The sequence below is a fragment of the Actinomyces sp. oral taxon 897 genome, assembly GCF_002999235.1.
GTDB lineage: Bacteria > Actinomycetota > Actinomycetes > Actinomycetales > Actinomycetaceae > Actinomyces.
This window is the reverse complement of the sequence record NZ_CP027236.1, coordinates 1800236-1817104: the sequence shown is the minus strand read 5'-3', so window position 1 is coordinate 1817104 and position 16869 is coordinate 1800236. Positions and strand designations below refer to the sequence as shown.

General features: G+C 69.9%; 12 protein-coding genes. 10 read left to right on the top strand and 2 right to left on the bottom strand.

Annotated features, from left to right (window positions below):
- Nucleotides 1-38: 38 nt before the first annotated feature.
- Nucleotides 39-1133 (bottom strand): oxidoreductase, encoded by a 1095-nt coding sequence (locus C3V41_RS07340; RefSeq protein ID WP_106109727.1) that lies wholly within the window; start codon nt 1131-1133, stop codon nt 39-41.
- 233 nt (nt 1134-1366) lie between these two features.
- On the opposite strand from C3V41_RS07340, the gene C3V41_RS07335 reads away from it, so the two are divergent.
- The gene (locus tag C3V41_RS07335) at nt 1367-2371 is read left to right on the top strand and encodes a patatin-like phospholipase family protein (RefSeq protein WP_106109726.1); all 1005 of its coding nucleotides are present in this window, start codon (nt 1367-1369) and stop codon (nt 2369-2371) included.
- An 833-nt stretch (nt 2372-3204) separates the two neighbouring features.
- On the opposite strand, the gene C3V41_RS07325 is transcribed toward C3V41_RS07335, so the two are convergent.
- Nucleotides 3205-3900 (bottom strand): NUDIX domain-containing protein, encoded by a 696-nt coding sequence (locus tag C3V41_RS07325; RefSeq protein WP_254423516.1) that lies wholly within the window; start codon nt 3898-3900, stop codon nt 3205-3207.
- A 402-nt stretch (nt 3901-4302) separates the two neighbouring features.
- Between C3V41_RS07325 and C3V41_RS07320 the strand changes: the two genes are divergently transcribed.
- The 9 genes from C3V41_RS07320 (at nt 4303) to C3V41_RS07280 (ending at nt 16854) form a co-directional block, all read left to right on the top strand.
- Nucleotides 4303-4863, top strand: coding sequence for a biotin transporter BioY (locus C3V41_RS07320; protein WP_106109723.1), 561 nt, complete (start codon nt 4303-4305; stop codon nt 4861-4863).
- A 578-nt stretch (nt 4864-5441) separates the two neighbouring features.
- Complete coding sequence (locus tag C3V41_RS07315) at nt 5442-6632, top strand: MsnO8 family LLM class oxidoreductase (protein ID WP_106109722.1); 1191 nt, start codon at nt 5442-5444, stop codon at nt 6630-6632.
- A 468-nt stretch (nt 6633-7100) separates the two neighbouring features.
- Nucleotides 7101-8705 (top strand): peptide ABC transporter substrate-binding protein, encoded by a 1605-nt coding sequence (locus tag C3V41_RS07310; RefSeq protein WP_106109721.1) that lies wholly within the window; start codon nt 7101-7103, stop codon nt 8703-8705.
- 69 nt (nt 8706-8774) lie between these two features.
- On the top strand, nt 8775-9701 hold the full coding sequence (locus tag C3V41_RS07305) for an ABC transporter permease (RefSeq protein WP_106109720.1): 927 nt from the start codon (nt 8775-8777) through the stop codon (nt 9699-9701).
- Nucleotides 9694-10668 carry an ABC transporter permease gene (locus C3V41_RS07300; protein ID WP_106109719.1) on the top strand — a complete coding sequence of 325 codons (975 nt, stop codon included), beginning with the start codon at nt 9694-9696 and terminating at the stop codon, nt 10666-10668. The genes C3V41_RS07305 and C3V41_RS07300 overlap by 8 nt, the downstream gene beginning before the upstream one ends.
- Nucleotides 10665-12386 carry a dipeptide ABC transporter ATP-binding protein gene (locus C3V41_RS07295; RefSeq protein ID WP_106109718.1) on the top strand — a complete coding sequence of 574 codons (1722 nt, stop codon included), beginning with the start codon at nt 10665-10667 and terminating at the stop codon, nt 12384-12386. Before C3V41_RS07300 ends, C3V41_RS07295 begins: the two co-directional genes overlap by 4 nt.
- A gap of 329 nt (nt 12387-12715) precedes the next feature.
- Entirely contained in the window at nt 12716-13675 is a 960-nt protein-coding gene (locus tag C3V41_RS07290; protein WP_106109717.1) for an ABC transporter permease, read from the top strand.
- A 3-nt stretch (nt 13676-13678) separates the two neighbouring features.
- Nucleotides 13679-14686 carry an ABC transporter permease gene (locus C3V41_RS07285; protein ID WP_106109716.1) on the top strand — a complete coding sequence of 336 codons (1008 nt, stop codon included), beginning with the start codon at nt 13679-13681 and terminating at the stop codon, nt 14684-14686.
- Nucleotides 14683-16854 (top strand): ABC transporter ATP-binding protein, encoded by a 2172-nt coding sequence (locus C3V41_RS07280; RefSeq protein WP_106109715.1) that lies wholly within the window; start codon nt 14683-14685, stop codon nt 16852-16854. Before C3V41_RS07285 ends, C3V41_RS07280 begins: the two co-directional genes overlap by 4 nt.
- The last annotated feature ends 15 nt before the right edge of the window (nt 16855-16869 follow it).

Genomic DNA, 16869 nt, shown 5'->3' with positions numbered 1-16869 from the left:
CGTGCCGGTCCGGCCAGCGCTGGCGGCCTGCTGATCGCCTACGACGCCCAGACCCCGCGCCAGTAGGGGACCGGCACCCCCTGGGCCTGCCAGCCCTCCGTCCCGAGGTCGCGGGCCCAGCGCAGGGGCAGGCTCGGGTCCAGGAGCGCGGGGCGCCCCACTGCCACGGCGTCGGCCTGCCCAGTGACCAGGATCTGCTCGGCCTGGGTGGCGCTCCTAATGACCCCGACCGTCACCACCGGCGTCGCGGTGGCGGCGACGGCGTCGCGCACCCGGGCGGCGAAGGGGACCTGGTAGCCCGGGGCCACCGGGACCTTTGCGGGCACGTTGCCGCCCGTGGAGACGTGGAGGACGTCGGCACCGGCCTCCACCAGCAGCGGCGCCAGCTCGGCGGTCTGCTCCCCGGTGAGCCCGCCCGCGGTCCAGTCGGTGGCGGACAGGCGGATACCCAGCACGGCGTCCCCGACCGCCTCGCGCACGGCCTCCACCACCTCCAGGACCAGGCGCCGGCGCCCGGCCGTGGTCCCACCGTAGGCGTCCGTACGGTGGTTGGACAGGGGTGAGAGGAACTCGTGGAGAAGGTAGCCGTGGGCGCCGTGGAGCTCGACCAGGTCGTAACCGGCCGCCACGGCCCGGCCGGCAGCCTGGGCGAAGGTCTCCACCAGGGCCCGCACCTCGGTGAGGTCGAGCTCGCGCGGGGTGGCGTGGCCGGGGTAGGCCAGGGCGCTGGGCGCCACCAGGTCCCAGCCAGCCAGAGTACCCTGACGGGCCCCGACGGCGTCCGGGCGCCACGGGGGAGTACCGGCCTTGCGGCCCCCGTGCCCCAGCTGGACCCCGGCCAGGGAGCCGCTGGCGTGGATCGCCTCGACCAGGCGGGAATGCCCCGCGACCTGCGCGTCCTCCCACAGGCCCAGGTCCCGCGGGGAGAGCCGTCCCCGCGGGCTCACCGCCGTCGCCTCCACAACCACCGTCCCGAAGCCGCCAGCGGCGCGGGCACCGTAGTGGACGACGTGCCAGGGCGTGACCACGCCGTCCTCGGCGGCGCTGTAGGTGCACATGGGCGGCAGCCACAGGCGGTTACGCGCGATGCGCTCGCGCAGGGGAAGGGACTCAAGAAGACGTGGGGTGACCATGTCCGGCACGCTACGCCGCAGGGCGCGGTGAGGGTAGGGGAGGACGAGGGCCTTTCACCGCCAGTGAGCGCCAGGGCCCGACCGGCAGGCTGGGCCGGTCGGCGGGCGGGCCGGGCTAGTCGGCATGGCGGGGTGGCCCGCGGGCTAGTCGGCGGCGGCGAGCCGGGCGCAAGTTTCCCGTACAGTGAAGCGCACTCCCCGTCATGCAGGGGTAGCGCGTTAGGGTGCGTGGCATGACCAGTGACGCAGTCCCCGACGTCGAGCCCATCCTGCCTCCTCCGCCTCCCGCCGACGCGGCCGTAACGGCCCTGCCCGCCACCGGCCCCTTCCCCTACGGGCACCCTGGTCACGTCCCGGCGCCGGTGACACGGCGTTTTGACGACGTCGCCCTCGTCTTCGAGGGAGGCGGCATGCGCGCCACCTACACCGCGGCCCTGGTGCGGCTCCTGCTGGAGGAGGGTCTGGACTTCGGGTGGGTCGGCGGTATCAGTGCTGGTGGCACCCACACCGTCAACTTCGTCGCCCGGGACAGGTGGCGTGCCCGTGAGGCCTTCCTGTCCATGCCGCTGGACCCGCAGGCAGGCGGCTGGGGGAGCTTTGTGCAGGGGCGGGGCTACTTCAACTCCGACCACCTCTACAAGGAGACCACCGACCCCGGTCAGCCCTTCCCCCTCAATATCGAGGTCTTTGCCGCCTCGCCCGCCCAGGTCCGCATTGGGGCCTTCTGCGGTGACACCGGCCAGGAGGTCTACTGGGGCAAGTCGGATCTGGACACCCTGGAGAAGCTGCTGCCGCGCGCCCAGGCCTCGGCGTCCATGCCGCTGCTCATGCCCCCGGTGACCATTGACGGTGCCCGGTACTACGACGGCGCCCTGGGGCCCACCGGGGGGTTCGCCACTGACGCGGCGCAGGCTGATGGTTTTGAGCGCATGCTCGTGGTCACCACGAGGCCGCCCGGGTACCACAAGGAGGAGGTGCGTTCACTCCTGTACCGTCAGGCGTTCCGTCGTCAGCCCCTGGTGGCCGACGCGATTATCGCCCGCCCCGCCCGCTACAACGCCACCATGCAGGAGCTGGAGGACCGCGTCCGCTCAGGCAGCGTCTACCTCTTCCAGCCTGACCGCATGGGGATTGAGAACGGTGAGCTGCGCTATGACCGGCTCGTGTCCGCCTATGAGGCCGGGATGGTCCAGGCGCGTCGTGAGCTGCCCCGGATCCTGGGGTTCCTGGAGGGGTGAGGCAGGTCTGGCCGTGCGGCGCCGTCCGCTGCGCGTGTCCGCCCCTCTTCCGCGAGAACGGTACTTATTCTTCGCGAGAACGGTACTTATTTGCCGTGAGAACGGTACTTGTTTGCCGTGAGAACGGGGATGTCTGACGTCCACGAGGACTCCCGGCACAAAGCGTGCGGATTATGCGATTGTGTGACTAATTTTTCGTCCGTCTGCTGCCCTGGATCCTGCTCGTGTCGCAATCTTGAGGATCAGAGACGGTGGCATCCTCCCCGACGCCAGCAACCAAGCTCCTGACCTGCGCAGACATTAAGCAGACAAAGCTGCGGTCGGGGTGGCTCCGTCTCTGATCCTCAGATTGCGACAAAACCAGGCGTTCGACTGGCCAGATCCCTAGATAACTCTTCCTGCGGGCCCTGCGGGGCGGGCTGGCGGCGGGGCATGGTGCCCAGGGACGGGTCCCACGATGGCGCCCGGCCCCGGGGTGCCTGGGGAGTGGGCTGCGTGACCGTTCGTGTGGGCCAGGCGTTCCCGCCCGGCCTCAGGGTGCCGGAGCGACCTTGTGAATTACGAGCTGGGCCGACCACCCAGTCCCGGGGCGCTCGCGGAGCCGATGAGACGGCCATCACCCACTCTGACGGGCACGTCACCCAGTCCCGGGGCGCTCGCGGAGCCGATGGGGCCGACGAAGCCAGCGGCTACCACGAGGAGGACCAGAAGGGGCGCCCACAGGACGGGTGGGGGCTAGAGCTGCGTGGCGCGGCGGACGCTGGCGCGCAGTGGGGCGGGGCGTGGGTCAGGCCCGCCGGAAGCGCCGACCCGGCCCAGGACGCTGCGGACGCTCAGTGCCGGGCCACCCCGTAGTGGGCGACGTCCTGGCCCGGGGTGAAGCCGAAGGTGGTGATTGCCGGGACCGCCTCCCCGCCGTCGAGCGCCCTGGCCAGCCAGGTCAGGACCGCGCGCTCGTGCGCCGGGACGAGGGCGGGCAGGTCGGTGAGGGAGAACCAGCCGAGCCCGGCGTCCTTCTCGTGCTCCTGGACGGTGGGGGTCCCCTGCCAGGTGCGGGCGGTGAAGAAGAAGTCGACCCGCTGCTCGACGGCGGCGCCGCCGACGTCGTTGGAGCGGTGCATAGCCGTCAGCGTAGACAGGTCCTCCGGGGTCAGGACGACGCCGACCTCCTCGCGGGCCTCCCGGCAGGCGGCCTGGAGCACGGACTCACCGCTCTCGACGTGCCCGGCCGCCCCTGTGGCCCAGTAGCCGTCCATGTACCCCGTGTTCCGGCGCAGCTGGAGGAGGACCTCGGTGCCCGCGGCCGAGGAGCCGGGGGAGCGGGGCGCGGCGGTACCGGGCGGGACCGTACCGGCAGAGGGCGCCGGGACCGTGCCAGCGGTGGGCGCCGGGACGCCGGGCCTGGGTCGGGAGGTGCCTGCGAGCGCGATGGCAGCTGTAGCAGGTGCCGGGTCGCTGGCCCTGCCAGGTGCCTGGCGCAGCAGGAGGACGTAGGCGGCGGGGACCAGGGAGAAGGAGTGCACGCTCACGAGGCCGACTCTAGCCCGCGCCCCTGCACATCCGCCTCGGCGGTTACCCTCTGCAGTCCGGGGCGCCTGGCCCCGCCCGGTACGGGGGAGCCCCGCACCAGCTGGGTCTCGACCGGGTCCCGAGGGCCAGCCTCGCCCGGTACGGGGGAGCCAGCCGGTGAGGGTCTGACGGTAGTCCAGGCTGTGGCCAGGCCCGCCCGCCATGGGAGCCAGGACCCGGTCCGGGACGTCCTGGTGTCCGGGCCGTATGCGGCACAGGCGTCCGCCCTGAGGCCGCGCCTCATAGTCTCCTGGTTCTCGTGAAAGAACCCTATAGGTTAGAGGAAAGGCACAAAATAACGCCCTTATCACGGGGGAGAACCGGAGTTCCGGTAACGCACGCTGTCTGTCTATGGTGAGTGCATGACGACACATCCCCTCAACGAGGTCGCTGCGGCCGCTCCTTCTCGCGCCGCCCTGCGCGTCCGAGCTCTGGGGCGCGACGCCGTCCTGGTGGCAGCCGGAACCGCTGCGATCGCCCTCCTGGGCCAGCTCGCGGTCCCCCTGCCCTTTACGCCTGTCCCGGTCACCCTGGGAACCCTCGCGGTCCTCGGCGTCGGCGGCCTTCTGGGCTCCCGGCGCGGAGCGGCCTCCGCCCTGCTCCTGGCGGGACTGGCCGCCGCTGGCGCCCCGGTGCTCCACGGCTGGACCAGCGGGGTGACCGCCACCTTCGGCTACGTCCTGGGCTACGTCCTGGTCGCCGTCGTGGCGGGGACCGCTACCGCCCCGGGCCGCCGCCTGCCCGTCCGCCTGGGGCTCATGCTCCTGGCCTCCGTGGCCGTCTACGTGCCCGGCGTCCTGTGGCTCGCCTACGCCAAGGGCCTGACCCTGGGCGCGGCCTTCACCCTGGGTGCCGTCCCCTTCCTGGTGGGCGACATCTGCAAGTCCCTGGCCGCCACGATCCTGCCCTCCCGTCATGCCTAGGCCCCCGCGCGGTCGCGCCCGCCTCAGCTCCAGGAGGTCAGGACCGCCCGGACGCACCGACCCCACCGGTCCTCCGACGTCCCGTCGGCCTGTGGCCCGCACCCGCTGAGGCTCCGGGGCACCCACGGTGCCGGTCCCAAGACCCCGCCCCATCCCGGTCCCCGCTCCCCGACGCTGCCGTGTCATCTACCCGGGTGACGCGGCAGCACTCCTGTGAGGGCTCGTCCGAACAAGGTGGGTTCGAGTCCTGCCGCCCCTGAGGGTGTGCGCACACACCAGGCTTGTCCGCACAAGGTGGGTTCGAGCCGTCCCTCCGCGCTGCCAGGGCTCTCCGCGCCGGGACGGCCGGGACTCGCGACGGTGGCCGGCGGCTGCTCCTCGTCCGGGCCGTCCCACGGAGCGGCCAGGAGACGGGCCTGACGAGGTCGGGGGCGCTCGTCCGGGCCCTCCGCGCAAAGGTGGTTTCGGCAGCAAGCCCCTGGTGGTGTAGGACAGTCCGGGCCGTCCGCGTAAGGGCGGTTGGAACTGTTACGTCGGTACTGGCACCGGTGATCCTGCGGGAGCCGTAGGCTGCGACCATGAGCGTCGCCCTGTCCGTCATGGACCTCGTCCCTGTCCCCGCCGGTCGCAGCCGCGCCCAGGCCCTGGGTGACATGGTCGCCCTGGCACGCACCGCCGACGCCGCGGGGTACACGCGCTACTGGCTCGGCGAGCACCACGGCTCCACCACCTACCTGGCCAGTGCCACGACCATCCTCATGGGGCAGGTCCTGGCCGCCACCGAGCGGATCGGCGTCGCCAGCGGCGGCATTATGCTCCCTAACCACGCCCCCCTGGTCGTCGCCGAGCAGGTGGGGACCCTGGCCCTGCTCTACCCGGGCCGCGTTGCCCTGGGCCTGGGGCGCGCCCCCGGCACCGACGCCGTCACCGCCCGCGCCCTGCGGCGGCGGTCCGCCGACCCCCGTCGTTTCGCCGACGAGGTCCGTGAGATCCTGGGCTACCTCGGCCCCGGGCCCGACGCCGACGCCGCCGTCCCCGGCTCCCTCCGACCCGCGCGACCTGCCCCGTCAGCCGGTGGGGAGCAGAAGGGCTCACAAACCAATCCACAGGTAGACAGACGGACCCATTTACGGGCTAATGCGCCGTCCAACCAGCAAATCGACCCACAGGCAGACAAGCAGGACAAACCGCAGACCTCCTCTCTGCCCCCGGCCTGTCCGGAGCCGACCGTGGTACGCGCCCTCCCCGGGGAGGGCACCAGCCCCCAGACCTGGATCCTGGGATCCTCGGTGACCGGGGCGCGGGTGGCCGGTGAGATGCGGCTGCCCTTTGCCGTCGCCTCGCACTTCGCCCCCTCCCAGGCCGAGGCCGCCATGACCACCTACCGCTCGGTCCTGGCCGACGCCCCCCAGCCGGTCCGGCCCCGGGTCGCCGCGGCCGTCAATGTCGTCCTGGCCCCCACGTGCCAGGAGGCGCAGCGTCTTTTCACGACCGCCATGACCGCCGCGGCGCGGGTCGTCGGTGGGCGTCCCGGACCCCTGGACCCGCCGACGTCGGACCTGGAGGCGTGGCGCGCCCTGGTGCCGGGGCGGGAGCGCGCGGTGGAGTCCTCCATGGCGTTGTCCTTCGTGGGCGCTCCCCAGGAGGTGGTTCCCCGGCTGCGGGCCCTGGTGCGTCGCTGGGACCTGGACGAGCTCCTCGTGGTGACCACCGTGCACGACCCGCTGCTACGACGTCGCTCCTACGAGCTGCTGGCCGCCGCCTGGTAAGACCTGGGCTCACCGCCTGGGGCCCAGGGCGCCTGGTAAGGCCCAGGACGCTGCCGTCTAAAACCCAGTCTATCATCTAAAGCACAACCTACTATCTAAAACCCAGACCCATTACCTAAAAATAAATTTACCACTTAAAACCCAGCCCGCTACCTGGAACACAGTCCACCACCACGCCCAGGAAGCCTCCCTCCACACCTGTCACCGGGACCTTAGGGTTCGGACCGCTCTCTTCACAGCAGCTAATGAAAGTATTCTGACCTGCGTAAACGCTGTGCGTCGCCGGGCTGGCGGGGAACCGTGTGACCACAGGGTAAGACGGTGCGCGCGTCCGGCGGCTCCATGGGGTACAGTGCCAGACGTCCATTCGCATGAGTGTATGTGTATGCGTTGGTGTGCCACTGACCACCTCCTGCGATGGGCGCCCCGTCCTCCGGGCGTCAACGCCCCTTCCCGTGGGAGTTCCTCATGAACAGACTCATCCTGTCCCGTCGGGCCTTCGGAGCCGGCGTCATCTCGACGGCCGCCCTCGCAGCGCTCGCCGCCTGCTCCTCCGACACCACCTCCAAGGGAGGTGACGGCATTGTCACCGCCTACGACACCGAGCCCCAGAACCCCCTGATCCCCACCAACACCAACGAGGTCGGGGGCGGGCGCATTATCGACCTGATCTTCGCCGGCCTGTACTCCTACGACGTCCACGGGGCCCTGGTCAACGAGGTCGCCAAGGACGTCACCACCCAGGACAGCCAGACCTTCACCGTCACCCTCAACGAGGGCTGGACCTTCTCCGACGGCACCCCGGTGACCTCCGACTCCTTCATCAAGGCCTGGAACTACGGCGCCCTGAAGTCCCACGCCCACCTGTCCAGCGCCTTCTTCGAGCCCATCGAGGGCTTCTCCTACGACACCGACTCCGAGCTCACCGGCCTGAAGAAGGTCTCCGACACAGAGTTCACCATCACCCTCAAGGCGCCCCAGTCCGACTTCCTGCTCAGCCTGGGCTACTCCGCCTTCTACCCGCTGCCGGAGTCCGCCTACGCGGACATGGAGGCCTTCGGCCAGAAGCCGGTGGGCAACGGCCCCTACTCCCTGTCCTCCTGGACCCACAACGAACGCTGTGAGCTGGTTCCCAACGAGAAGTACTCCGGCCCGCGCAAGGCCGCCAACAAGGGCGTCAGCTTCGTGTTCTACACCACCTACGAGTCCGGTTACGCGGACCTCCAGTCCGACTCCCTCGACGTCATTGACGCCATCCCGGACTCGGCCCTGGCCACCTTTAAGGACGACCTGGGGGACCGGGCCATTAACCAGCCCGGCGCCGTCATCCAGTGCTTCACCATCGACGTGGGCTCGGAGCACTTCAAGATGGACGAGGAGGGGCGCCTGCGCCGCAAGGCCCTGTCCCTGGCGATCGACCGCAAGAAGATCTGCGACACCCTCTACTACTCCACGCGCACCCCCGCCTCCGACTTCACCTCCCCGGTCATTAGCGGCTGGAGCGACAAGGTGCCGGGCAACGAGGTCCTCACCTTCGACGCGACCGCAGCCAAGGAGGCCTGGGCCCAGGCCGAGGCCATCAGCCCCTTCACCGGCTCCTTCAGCATCGCCTACAACGCCGACGGCCCGCACAAGACCTGGGTCGACGCCGTGTGCAACTCCATCAAGACGGTTCTGGGTATCGAGGCCGCCGGCAACCCCTACCCCACCTTCAAGGAGCTTCGCGCCGACGTCACCGCCCACACCCTCACCTCGGGCTTCCGCGCCGGGTGGCAGGGCGACTACCCGTCCATGGGCAACTTCCTCAATATGGTCTACCGCACCGGTGCCGGCTCCAACGACGCCCAGTACTCCAACCCCGAGTTCGACGCCCTCCTGGACCAGGCGGCCCAGACCGCCGACCAGACCCAGGCCACCACCCTGTACCAGAAGGCCCAGACGCTCCTGTTCGCGGACCTGCCGGCCATCCCGCTGTGGTACCAGAACGGCTTCGGCGGGCACTCCACCAAGGTCAGCAACGTGGAGTTCGGCTGGAACTCCGCCCCGCTGTACCACGCCGTCACCAAGGACTGACGCCTACGGGGGCGGTGGCACACGGGCCACCGCCCCCGGTCCGCGTCACCACCACCAGAAGGAACCCTCATGCTCCGCTATATCGGGCGCAGACTCCTCCAGGTCATTCCCGTCTTCCTCGGCGCGACCTTCCTGATCTACGCCATGGTCTTCGCCATGCCCGGGGACCCCGTGGCGGCCCTGGCCGGGGAACGCAACCTGTCACCGGCCGTCATCGCCCAGCTTCGCGCCCAGTACCACCTCGACCAGCCCTTCCTCACCCAGTACCTGCTCTACCTCAAGGGCATCCTGGTGGGCGACTTCGGCACCACCTTCTCCCACCAGCCCGTCACCCAGGTCATGGCCCAGGCCTTCCCGGTGACCATCAAGCTCTCCCTCATGGCCCTGGTCATCGAGGGCGTCCTGGGCGTCGTGGTGGGGACCCTGGCGGGCCTGCGCCGTGGCGGGTTCTTTGACGCCACCGTGCTGGTGGTCTCCCTGACCGTGATCGCCGTGCCGACCTTCGTCACCGGCTTCGTCATGCAGTTCCTCGTCGGCATCAAGGCGGGGTGGCTGCCGGTGACGGCGGGCTCCAGCCCCGGCGTCACGGACCTGCTCATGCCCGCGATCGTGCTCTCGGCCGTGTCCTTCGCCTACGTGCTGCGCCTGACGCGCACGGAGGTCAGTGAGAACCTGGGGGCCGACCACGTGCGCACCGCCCGCGCCAAGGGCCTGGGGCGCACCCGCGTGGCCACCCACCACGTCCTGCGCAACTCCCTCATCCCGGTGGTCACCTTCCTGGGGGCCGACCTGGGGGCCCTCATGGGCGGGGCCATTGTCACCGAGGGCATCTTCAACATCCACGGCGTGGGTGGCACCCTCTACAAGGCGATCACCCAGGGGCAGGGATCCACGGTGGTCTCCTTCACCACCGTCCTCATCCTCGTCTTTATCGTCTCCAACCTGCTCGTAGACCTGCTCTACGCCGCCCTCGACCCGAGGATCCGCTATGCCTGAGACCCCCACCACCCGCCCTGCCGGGCGGGAACCGCTGCCCGGCCAGGAACGCTTCGTCTCCGACACCGACGAGACCGGCCTGGGCGCCGTGGACGCCGTGGCCGACGAGTCCGCCCCCTCCTCCATGTGGGGCGAGGCCTGGAAGGTCCTACGCCGTCGGCCCCTGTTCTGGGTCGCCGCCCTGCTCATTACCGGGGCCGTGGTCCTGGCGCTCGTCCCCGGCCTGCTGGCCCGTACGGACCCGACATCCTGCATCCTGGACGACTCCCTGGCCCCACCCCGCTCCGGGCACCCCTTCGGCTTCGACCTGCAGGGCTGCGACATCTTCGCCCGCACCGTCCACGGGGCGCGCGCCTCGGTGAGCGTGGGCATCCTCACCACCTTCCTGGTGGTGGTCCTGGGCTCCCTCGTGGGCACGATCGCCGGGTACTTCGGGGGCTGGTTCGACTCGCTCCTGTCACGCATGACCGACATCTTCTTCGCCATCCCCTTTATGCTGGCGGCCATCGTGGTGATGAGCATGTTCAAGACCCACCGCTCCATCTTCACCGTGGTGCTGGTCCTGGGGATATTCGGCTGGCCCCAGATCGCACGCATTGCCCGGGGCGCCGTCATGGGGATCAAGAACGACGAGTTCGTCACCGCCTCCATCGCCCTGGGGGCCGGTCGCTGGGCGACCCTGGCGCGCCACATCGTCCCCAACGCCGCCGCCCCGATCATTGTCACCGCCACCGTCTCCCTGGGCTCCTACATCGTGGCCGAGGCCACCATGTCCTTCCTGGGAATCGGCCTGCCCGCCAGCGTCGTCTCCTGGGGTGCTGACATCTCGGCGGCCAAGGACTCAATGCGCACCGCCCCCCACATCCTGTTCTACCCGGCCGGGGCCCTGGCGCTGACGGTCCTGGGCTTCATTATGATGGGCGACGCCGTACGCGACGCCCTGGACCCCAAGACGAGGAAGCAATGAGCACCACGCCTGACTCCCGCGCCGCCCGGCCCGCCCCCGATACGGCCCCCCTGCTCCAGATCCGCGACCTGGACGTCGCCTTCCGCTCCTCCACCGGCATGGTCCCCGCGGTCAGGGGCGCCAACCTGACCATCTACCCCGGCCAGTCGGTGGCCGTGGTGGGGGAGTCCGGCAGCGGCAAGTCCACCATGGCCCACGCCGTCATCGGACTGCTGCCCGGCACCGGGCGGGTCACCGGCGGGCAGATCCTCTTCGAGGGCCGGGACGTCGCCCACCTGCGGGACAAGGAGATGACCGCGCTGCGCGGGTCCCGTATCGGCCTGGTCCCCCAGGACCCCATGAGCAACCTCAACCCCGTGTGGTCCATCGGCTACCAGGTCAAGGAGGCGCTGCGGGCCAACAACGTGGTGCCCGGCAAGGAGGTGGACCAGAAGGTCCTGGACCTGCTCACGCAGGCCGGACTGCCCGACGCCGCCCACCGCGCCAGGCAGTACCCCCACGAGTTCTCCGGCGGCATGCGCCAGCGGGCCCTCATTGCCATCGGCATGGCGGCCCACCCCAGCCTCCTCATTGCCGACGAGCCCACCTCCGCCCTGGACGTCACCGTCCAGCGGGTCATCCTGGACCACCTCCAGTCCCTGACCCGCGAGCAGGGCACCGCCATGCTCTTTATCACCCACGACCTGGGCCTGGCCGCCGAGAGGGCCGAGCACCTGGTGGTCATGCACCGCGGGCGGGTGGTGGAGTCCGGGCCCAGCCTGGAGATCCTCCAGGAGCCCCGCCACCCCTACACCAGGCGCCTGGTGCAGGCCGCGCCCTCGCTGGCCTCCCAGCGTATTGAGGCCGCCCACGCCCGGGGCATCAAGGTCACCGAGGACGAGCTCCTGGGGGCCGGGCTGGGGGCCACAGCCACCGACGCCGTCATCCGCGTGGAGAACCTGACCAAGGTCTTCAGCGTGCGCGGCGCCAAGGGGAAGGCCAAGGAGCTCAAGGCCGTGGACGACGTCTCCTTCACCCTGCGCGAGGGCACCACCCTGGCCCTGGTGGGGGAGTCCGGCAGCGGGAAGTCCACGGTGGCCAACATTGTCCTCAACCTCATTGACCCCACCTCGGGCAAGGTCTACCACCACGGCACCGACCTGTCCACGCTGGGAAAGGCCGATCTCTTCGCGCTGCGCCGTCGCCTCCAGCCGGTGTTCCAGAACCCCTACGGCTCCCTGGACCCCATGCGCTCGGTGTTCAGCTCGGTCGAGGAGCCCCTGCGGGTGCACCAGGTGGGCTCGCGCAAGGAGCGTGAGGCCCGGGTGGCCGAGCTGCTGGACATGGTGGCCCTGCCCCGCTCGGCCATGCGCCGCTACCCCGGGGAGCTCTCCGGGGGCCAGCGCCAGCGCGTGGCCGTGGCCCGAGCCCTGGCCCTGCGCCCCGAGGTGGTGGTCCTGGACGAGGCCGTCTCCGCCCTGGACGTGCTGGTGCAGTCCCAGATCCTCACGCTGCTGTCCAACCTGCAGTCCGGGCTGGGGCTGAGCTACCTGTTCATTACCCACGACCTGGCGGTGGTACGGCTGCTGGCCGACGACGTCGTGGTCATGGAGAAGGGGAAGGTCGTGGAGTCCGGGCCCAGCGACGAGCTGTTCGCCAACCCGCGCCAGGAGTACACCCAGCGGCTCATTGCCGCCGTGCCCGGTGCCGGTATCGACCTCTACCGCGACGCCGCCTAGGGCCCGCGCAGGGCCGGTCAGCCGCAGCTGCCAGCCGGGCCTGCCCGTGCGGGTGCCGGGGCCCTCCGCAGGATAATGACGCCGTGTTTTCGGTCACGTACGGGGTGCCGTATGCGGGTCGCTGCGGGGCTGTGCCCACCGTTCGCGACCCCGCTGTGACATGACCGGCCGCTCATGTTACGGCCTGGTGCCCGTCTCCGGGTATTCTCACCTCAGTCCTGTACCTGGTCTGCCCTGTGTGGGGCTGGTCGGGACGGAGGTGTCCGCACCCGCCCGGTCGCCTCGTTGCCGACGGCGACGTCAGGCGGGAGAACCGGAAGAGAAGACCTATGCTCCCCTACCTAGCCAGGCGGATCGCGAACTACGCGATACTGCTGTTCATAGCGACCTCTATGGCCTACATCATGGCCTCGTACTCCATGGATCCGTCCAACCTGTGGAACATCCAGGACCCCAAGCTCAACTGGGCTGCCATCCACGACAACCTCGTGAGCTACAACATCGCCCACGACATGCCGGTCTGGGACCGCTACGTCACCTGGCTCCAGAACGTCTTCCTGCACTGGGACTGGGGGTACTCCCCCAAGGGCGAGGTCATTAACGACGTCATCGCCGTACGGGCCTTCGTGTCGCTGCGCCTGGTGGTCCTGGGGGCCACCATCGGCCTGCTGGGCGGCGTCGCCCTGGGGGCCTGGACCGCCACCAAACAGTACACCGTCACGGACCGGGTGGTCTCCCTGGTCTCGATGCTCATTATCTCCACCCCCGCCATGGTCATCGCGATCCTCCTGCAGGTCATCGCGGTGCGCGTCAACAACGGTACCGGCTACCACATCTTCGAGTTCTCCGGCGAGGGCTCGGGGTTCGCCGGGCGCGCCCAGCACCTGCTGCTGCCCACCATCTCCATGTCCCTGGGGATGCTCGCGAGCTACTCGCGCTACCAGCGCAACCTCATGCTGGACACCCTGGGGGCGGACTACGTGCGTACCGCCCGGGCCAAGGGGCTGGTCAAGCGCCGGGCGGTGACCCGGCACGCCCTGCGCACCGCCCTGATCCCCATGGCCACCTACTTCGCCTTCGCCCTGGCCGGCCTGTTCACCGGGGCCACCATTACCGAGCGTGTCTACGGCTGGCACGGTATCGGGGAGTACTCCGTCAACGCCATCTCCCAGTACGACATCAACGGGACCGCCGCCGTGGTGGCCTTCTCCGGGCTGTGCACCCTCACCGGGGCGCTGCTGTCGGACGTCTTCGTGGCGGTGGTCGACCCCCGAGTGAGAGTGAGCTGACCCATGGCGAGCAAGACCCCTGACCGCAGTGTCCTGTCGCGCTCGGGTGCCAACGCCGTCGCCTCGGCCAGCGCCGAGCAGCTCGGCAACGCCCCCGCCGAGACCCGTGACACCTCCGAGCCGCTGACCTCCAACCCCAAGGAGTCCAAGCGCCTGGGCCGTGCCCAGATCATCCTGCGACGCTTCCTGCGCAACCGCTCCGCCGTGGCCGGCGCCGTCGGCCTGGTCCTGGTCCTGTGCTTCGCGGTCTTCGGCGCCAGTATCAGCCCCTGGGGGTACCGCGACGTCTCCAGCGAGTTCCTCCAGCCCCCCAGCGCCGCCCACTGGCTCGGCACCACCCAGGGCGGGCGCGACGTGTTCGCCATGACCGTGGAGGGCACCCGCAAGTCCATGCTCATCGGCATCTGCGTGGCCCTCCTCCAGACCTCCATCGCGGCGGTGGTGGGCAGCTCGGCGGCGTACTTCGGCGGCCGGTGGGAGAAGGTGGCCCTGTGGTTCACCGACCTGCTCCTGGTGGTTCCCTCCTTCCTCATTATCGCCATCCTGTCCCAGAAGGCGGGTGCCTCCAAGGGGTCGATCACCCTGTTCATCGTCCTGCTGGCGGGGTTCGGCTGGATGCTGACCGCCCGCGTGGTGCGCTCCCTGACCCTGAGCGTGAAGAACCTCGACTACGTCCAGGCGGCCCGTTTCATGAACGTGCCCAGCGCCGTCGTGATCGGGCGGCACATTATCCCCAACATCGCCTCCCTGCTCATTGTGGACGCCACCCTCAACGTGGCCTACGCGGTCCTGAGCGAGACGACCCTGTCCTACTTCGGCTTCGGGGTGCAGACGCCGAACACGTCCCTGGGTACGCTCATTGCCGAGGGGCAGCGTGCCGCCACCACCTCGCCCTGGATCTTCCTGGCGCCCGCCACGGTGCTGGTCACCATGCTGCTGTGCGTCAACTTCATGGGTGACGGCCTGCGTGACGCCATCGACCCCTCGTCCAAGTCTGGAGGCAAGGCATGAGCCGCCGTACCAAGAACCCCAAGGCCCCGGCCTTCGCCAGCGACGCGCTGCCCGACCCCGCCTCCGACGCCCCGCTGCTGGAGGTCACCGACCTGCGGGTGAGCTTCCCCTCCGAGGACGGGCGGGTGGACGCCGTGCGCGGTGTCAACCTGTCCGTGGCCCGTGGCGAGGTCCTGGCCCTGGTGGGGGAGTCCGGGTCGGGTAAGTCCGTGACCTCCACGGCGGTCATGGGGCTGCTTGACGAGTCGGCCGACGTCAGCGGCTCCATCACCCTGCACGGCACCGAGATCCTGGGGCGCTCCGACGCCTACATGTCGCGGATCCGGGGCGTCCAGCTCTCCATGGTCTTCCAGGACCCCCTGTCCGCCCTCACCCCCGTCTACACGGTGGGTCAGCAGATTGTCGAGGCCCTGAAGATCCACGACGAGAAGATGAGCGGTGACAAGGCCTGGGAGCGTGCTGTCGAGCTGCTGGACCTGGTGGGCATCCCCAACCCGACCGTGCGGGCCAAGGCCTACCCCCACGAGTTCAGCGGCGGCATGCGCCAGCGTGCCGTCATCGCCATCGCCATCGCCAACAACCCGGACCTCATTATCGCCGACGAGCCCACCACCGCCCTGGACGTGACCATCCAGGCCCAGATCCTCGACGTGCTGCGCACCGCCCAGAAGGAGACCGGTGCCGGGGTCATTATGATCACCCACGACCTGGGCGTGGTGGCGGGCATGGCAGACCGGGTGGCGGTCATGTACGCCGGACGCATTGTGGAGACCGGCACCGTGGACGAGATCTTCTACCACCCGACCATGCCCTACACCGTCGGCCTGCTGGGGGCCCTGCCGCGCCTGGACGCACGCAAGGACTCCGCCCTAGCCACCCTGGAGGGCAACCCGCCCTCCCTGCTGGCCTTGCCGCCGGGCTGCCCCTTTGCCCCCCGCTGCCCCATGGCCGAGGACGCCTGCCGCGCCTCCGAGCCGGACCTGACCGTGGTGTCCGGCGATAAGGACCAGGCCCCCGACCCCGGGGCCCAGGTCACCCGCCGGCACACCGCCGCCTGCCGCCGCACCCAGGAGATCAGCTCCGGGCAGGTGGACCACACCCGGATCTTCCCGGTACCCGCGCTCAAGACCCCGGACGCCCTCAGCGTCCCCCACGCCGAGCGCCAGGAGGTCCTGCGCGCCACGGACCTGGTCAAGGAGTTCCCGCTCATGAAGGGTGCCGTCTTCAAGCGCCGCGTGGGCACGGTCCACGCGGTCGACGGCATCTCCTTCGACATCCGCGAGGGGGAGACCCTGGCCCTGGTAGGGGAGTCCGGCTGCGGCAAGACCACCACCCTCATGGAGGTGCTCTCCCTGAGCGCCCCCCAGTCGGGCACCATTGTGGTCCTGGGCCGGGACTCCCGGGAGATCACCCGCAGCGAGCGCAGGAAGGTCCGCCAGGACCTGCAGATCGTGTTCCAGGACCCCATGGCCTCCCTGGACCCGCGTCTGCCGATCTACGACATTATCGCCGAGCCGCTGCGGCACAACGGCTGGAAGAAGGCGGACATCGCCCCGCGTGTGGAGGAGCTCATGGCGCTGGTGGGCCTGGAGCCCAGCCACGCCAACCGCTACCCGCGCAACTTCTCCGGCGGCCAGCGCCAGCGAATTGGCATCGCCCGGGCCCTGGCCCTGGAGCCCAAGCTCCTGGTCCTAGACGAGCCGGTCTCCGCCCTGGACGTGTCCATCCAGGCCGGCGTCATTAACCTCCTGGACGAGCTGCGCGCCACCATGCGGCTGAGCTACCTGTTCGTGGCCCACGACCTGTCCGTGGTGCGGCACATCGCCGACCGGGTGGCCGTCATGTACCTGGGCAAGATCGTCGAGGTGGGTGACGTGGACACCATCTTCGAGGCCCCGGCCCACCCCTACACCCAGGCCCTGCTCTCGGCTATCCCCATCCCGGACCCGGCCAAAGAGCGTACCCGCAGCCGTATTATCCTCAAGGGCGACCTGCCCAGCCCGGCCAACCCGCCCTCGGGCTGCCGCTTCCACACCCGCTGCCAGCTCTTCCTCACCCTCAACGAGGAGCAGCGGAGCCGCTGCCTGGGGGCCATGCCCGAGCACACCTCCATGGGCGACGACCACCAGGTAGCCTGCTACTACCCCCAGCAGACCGCCGTGTTCTGAGCTCGACGTCGTCCT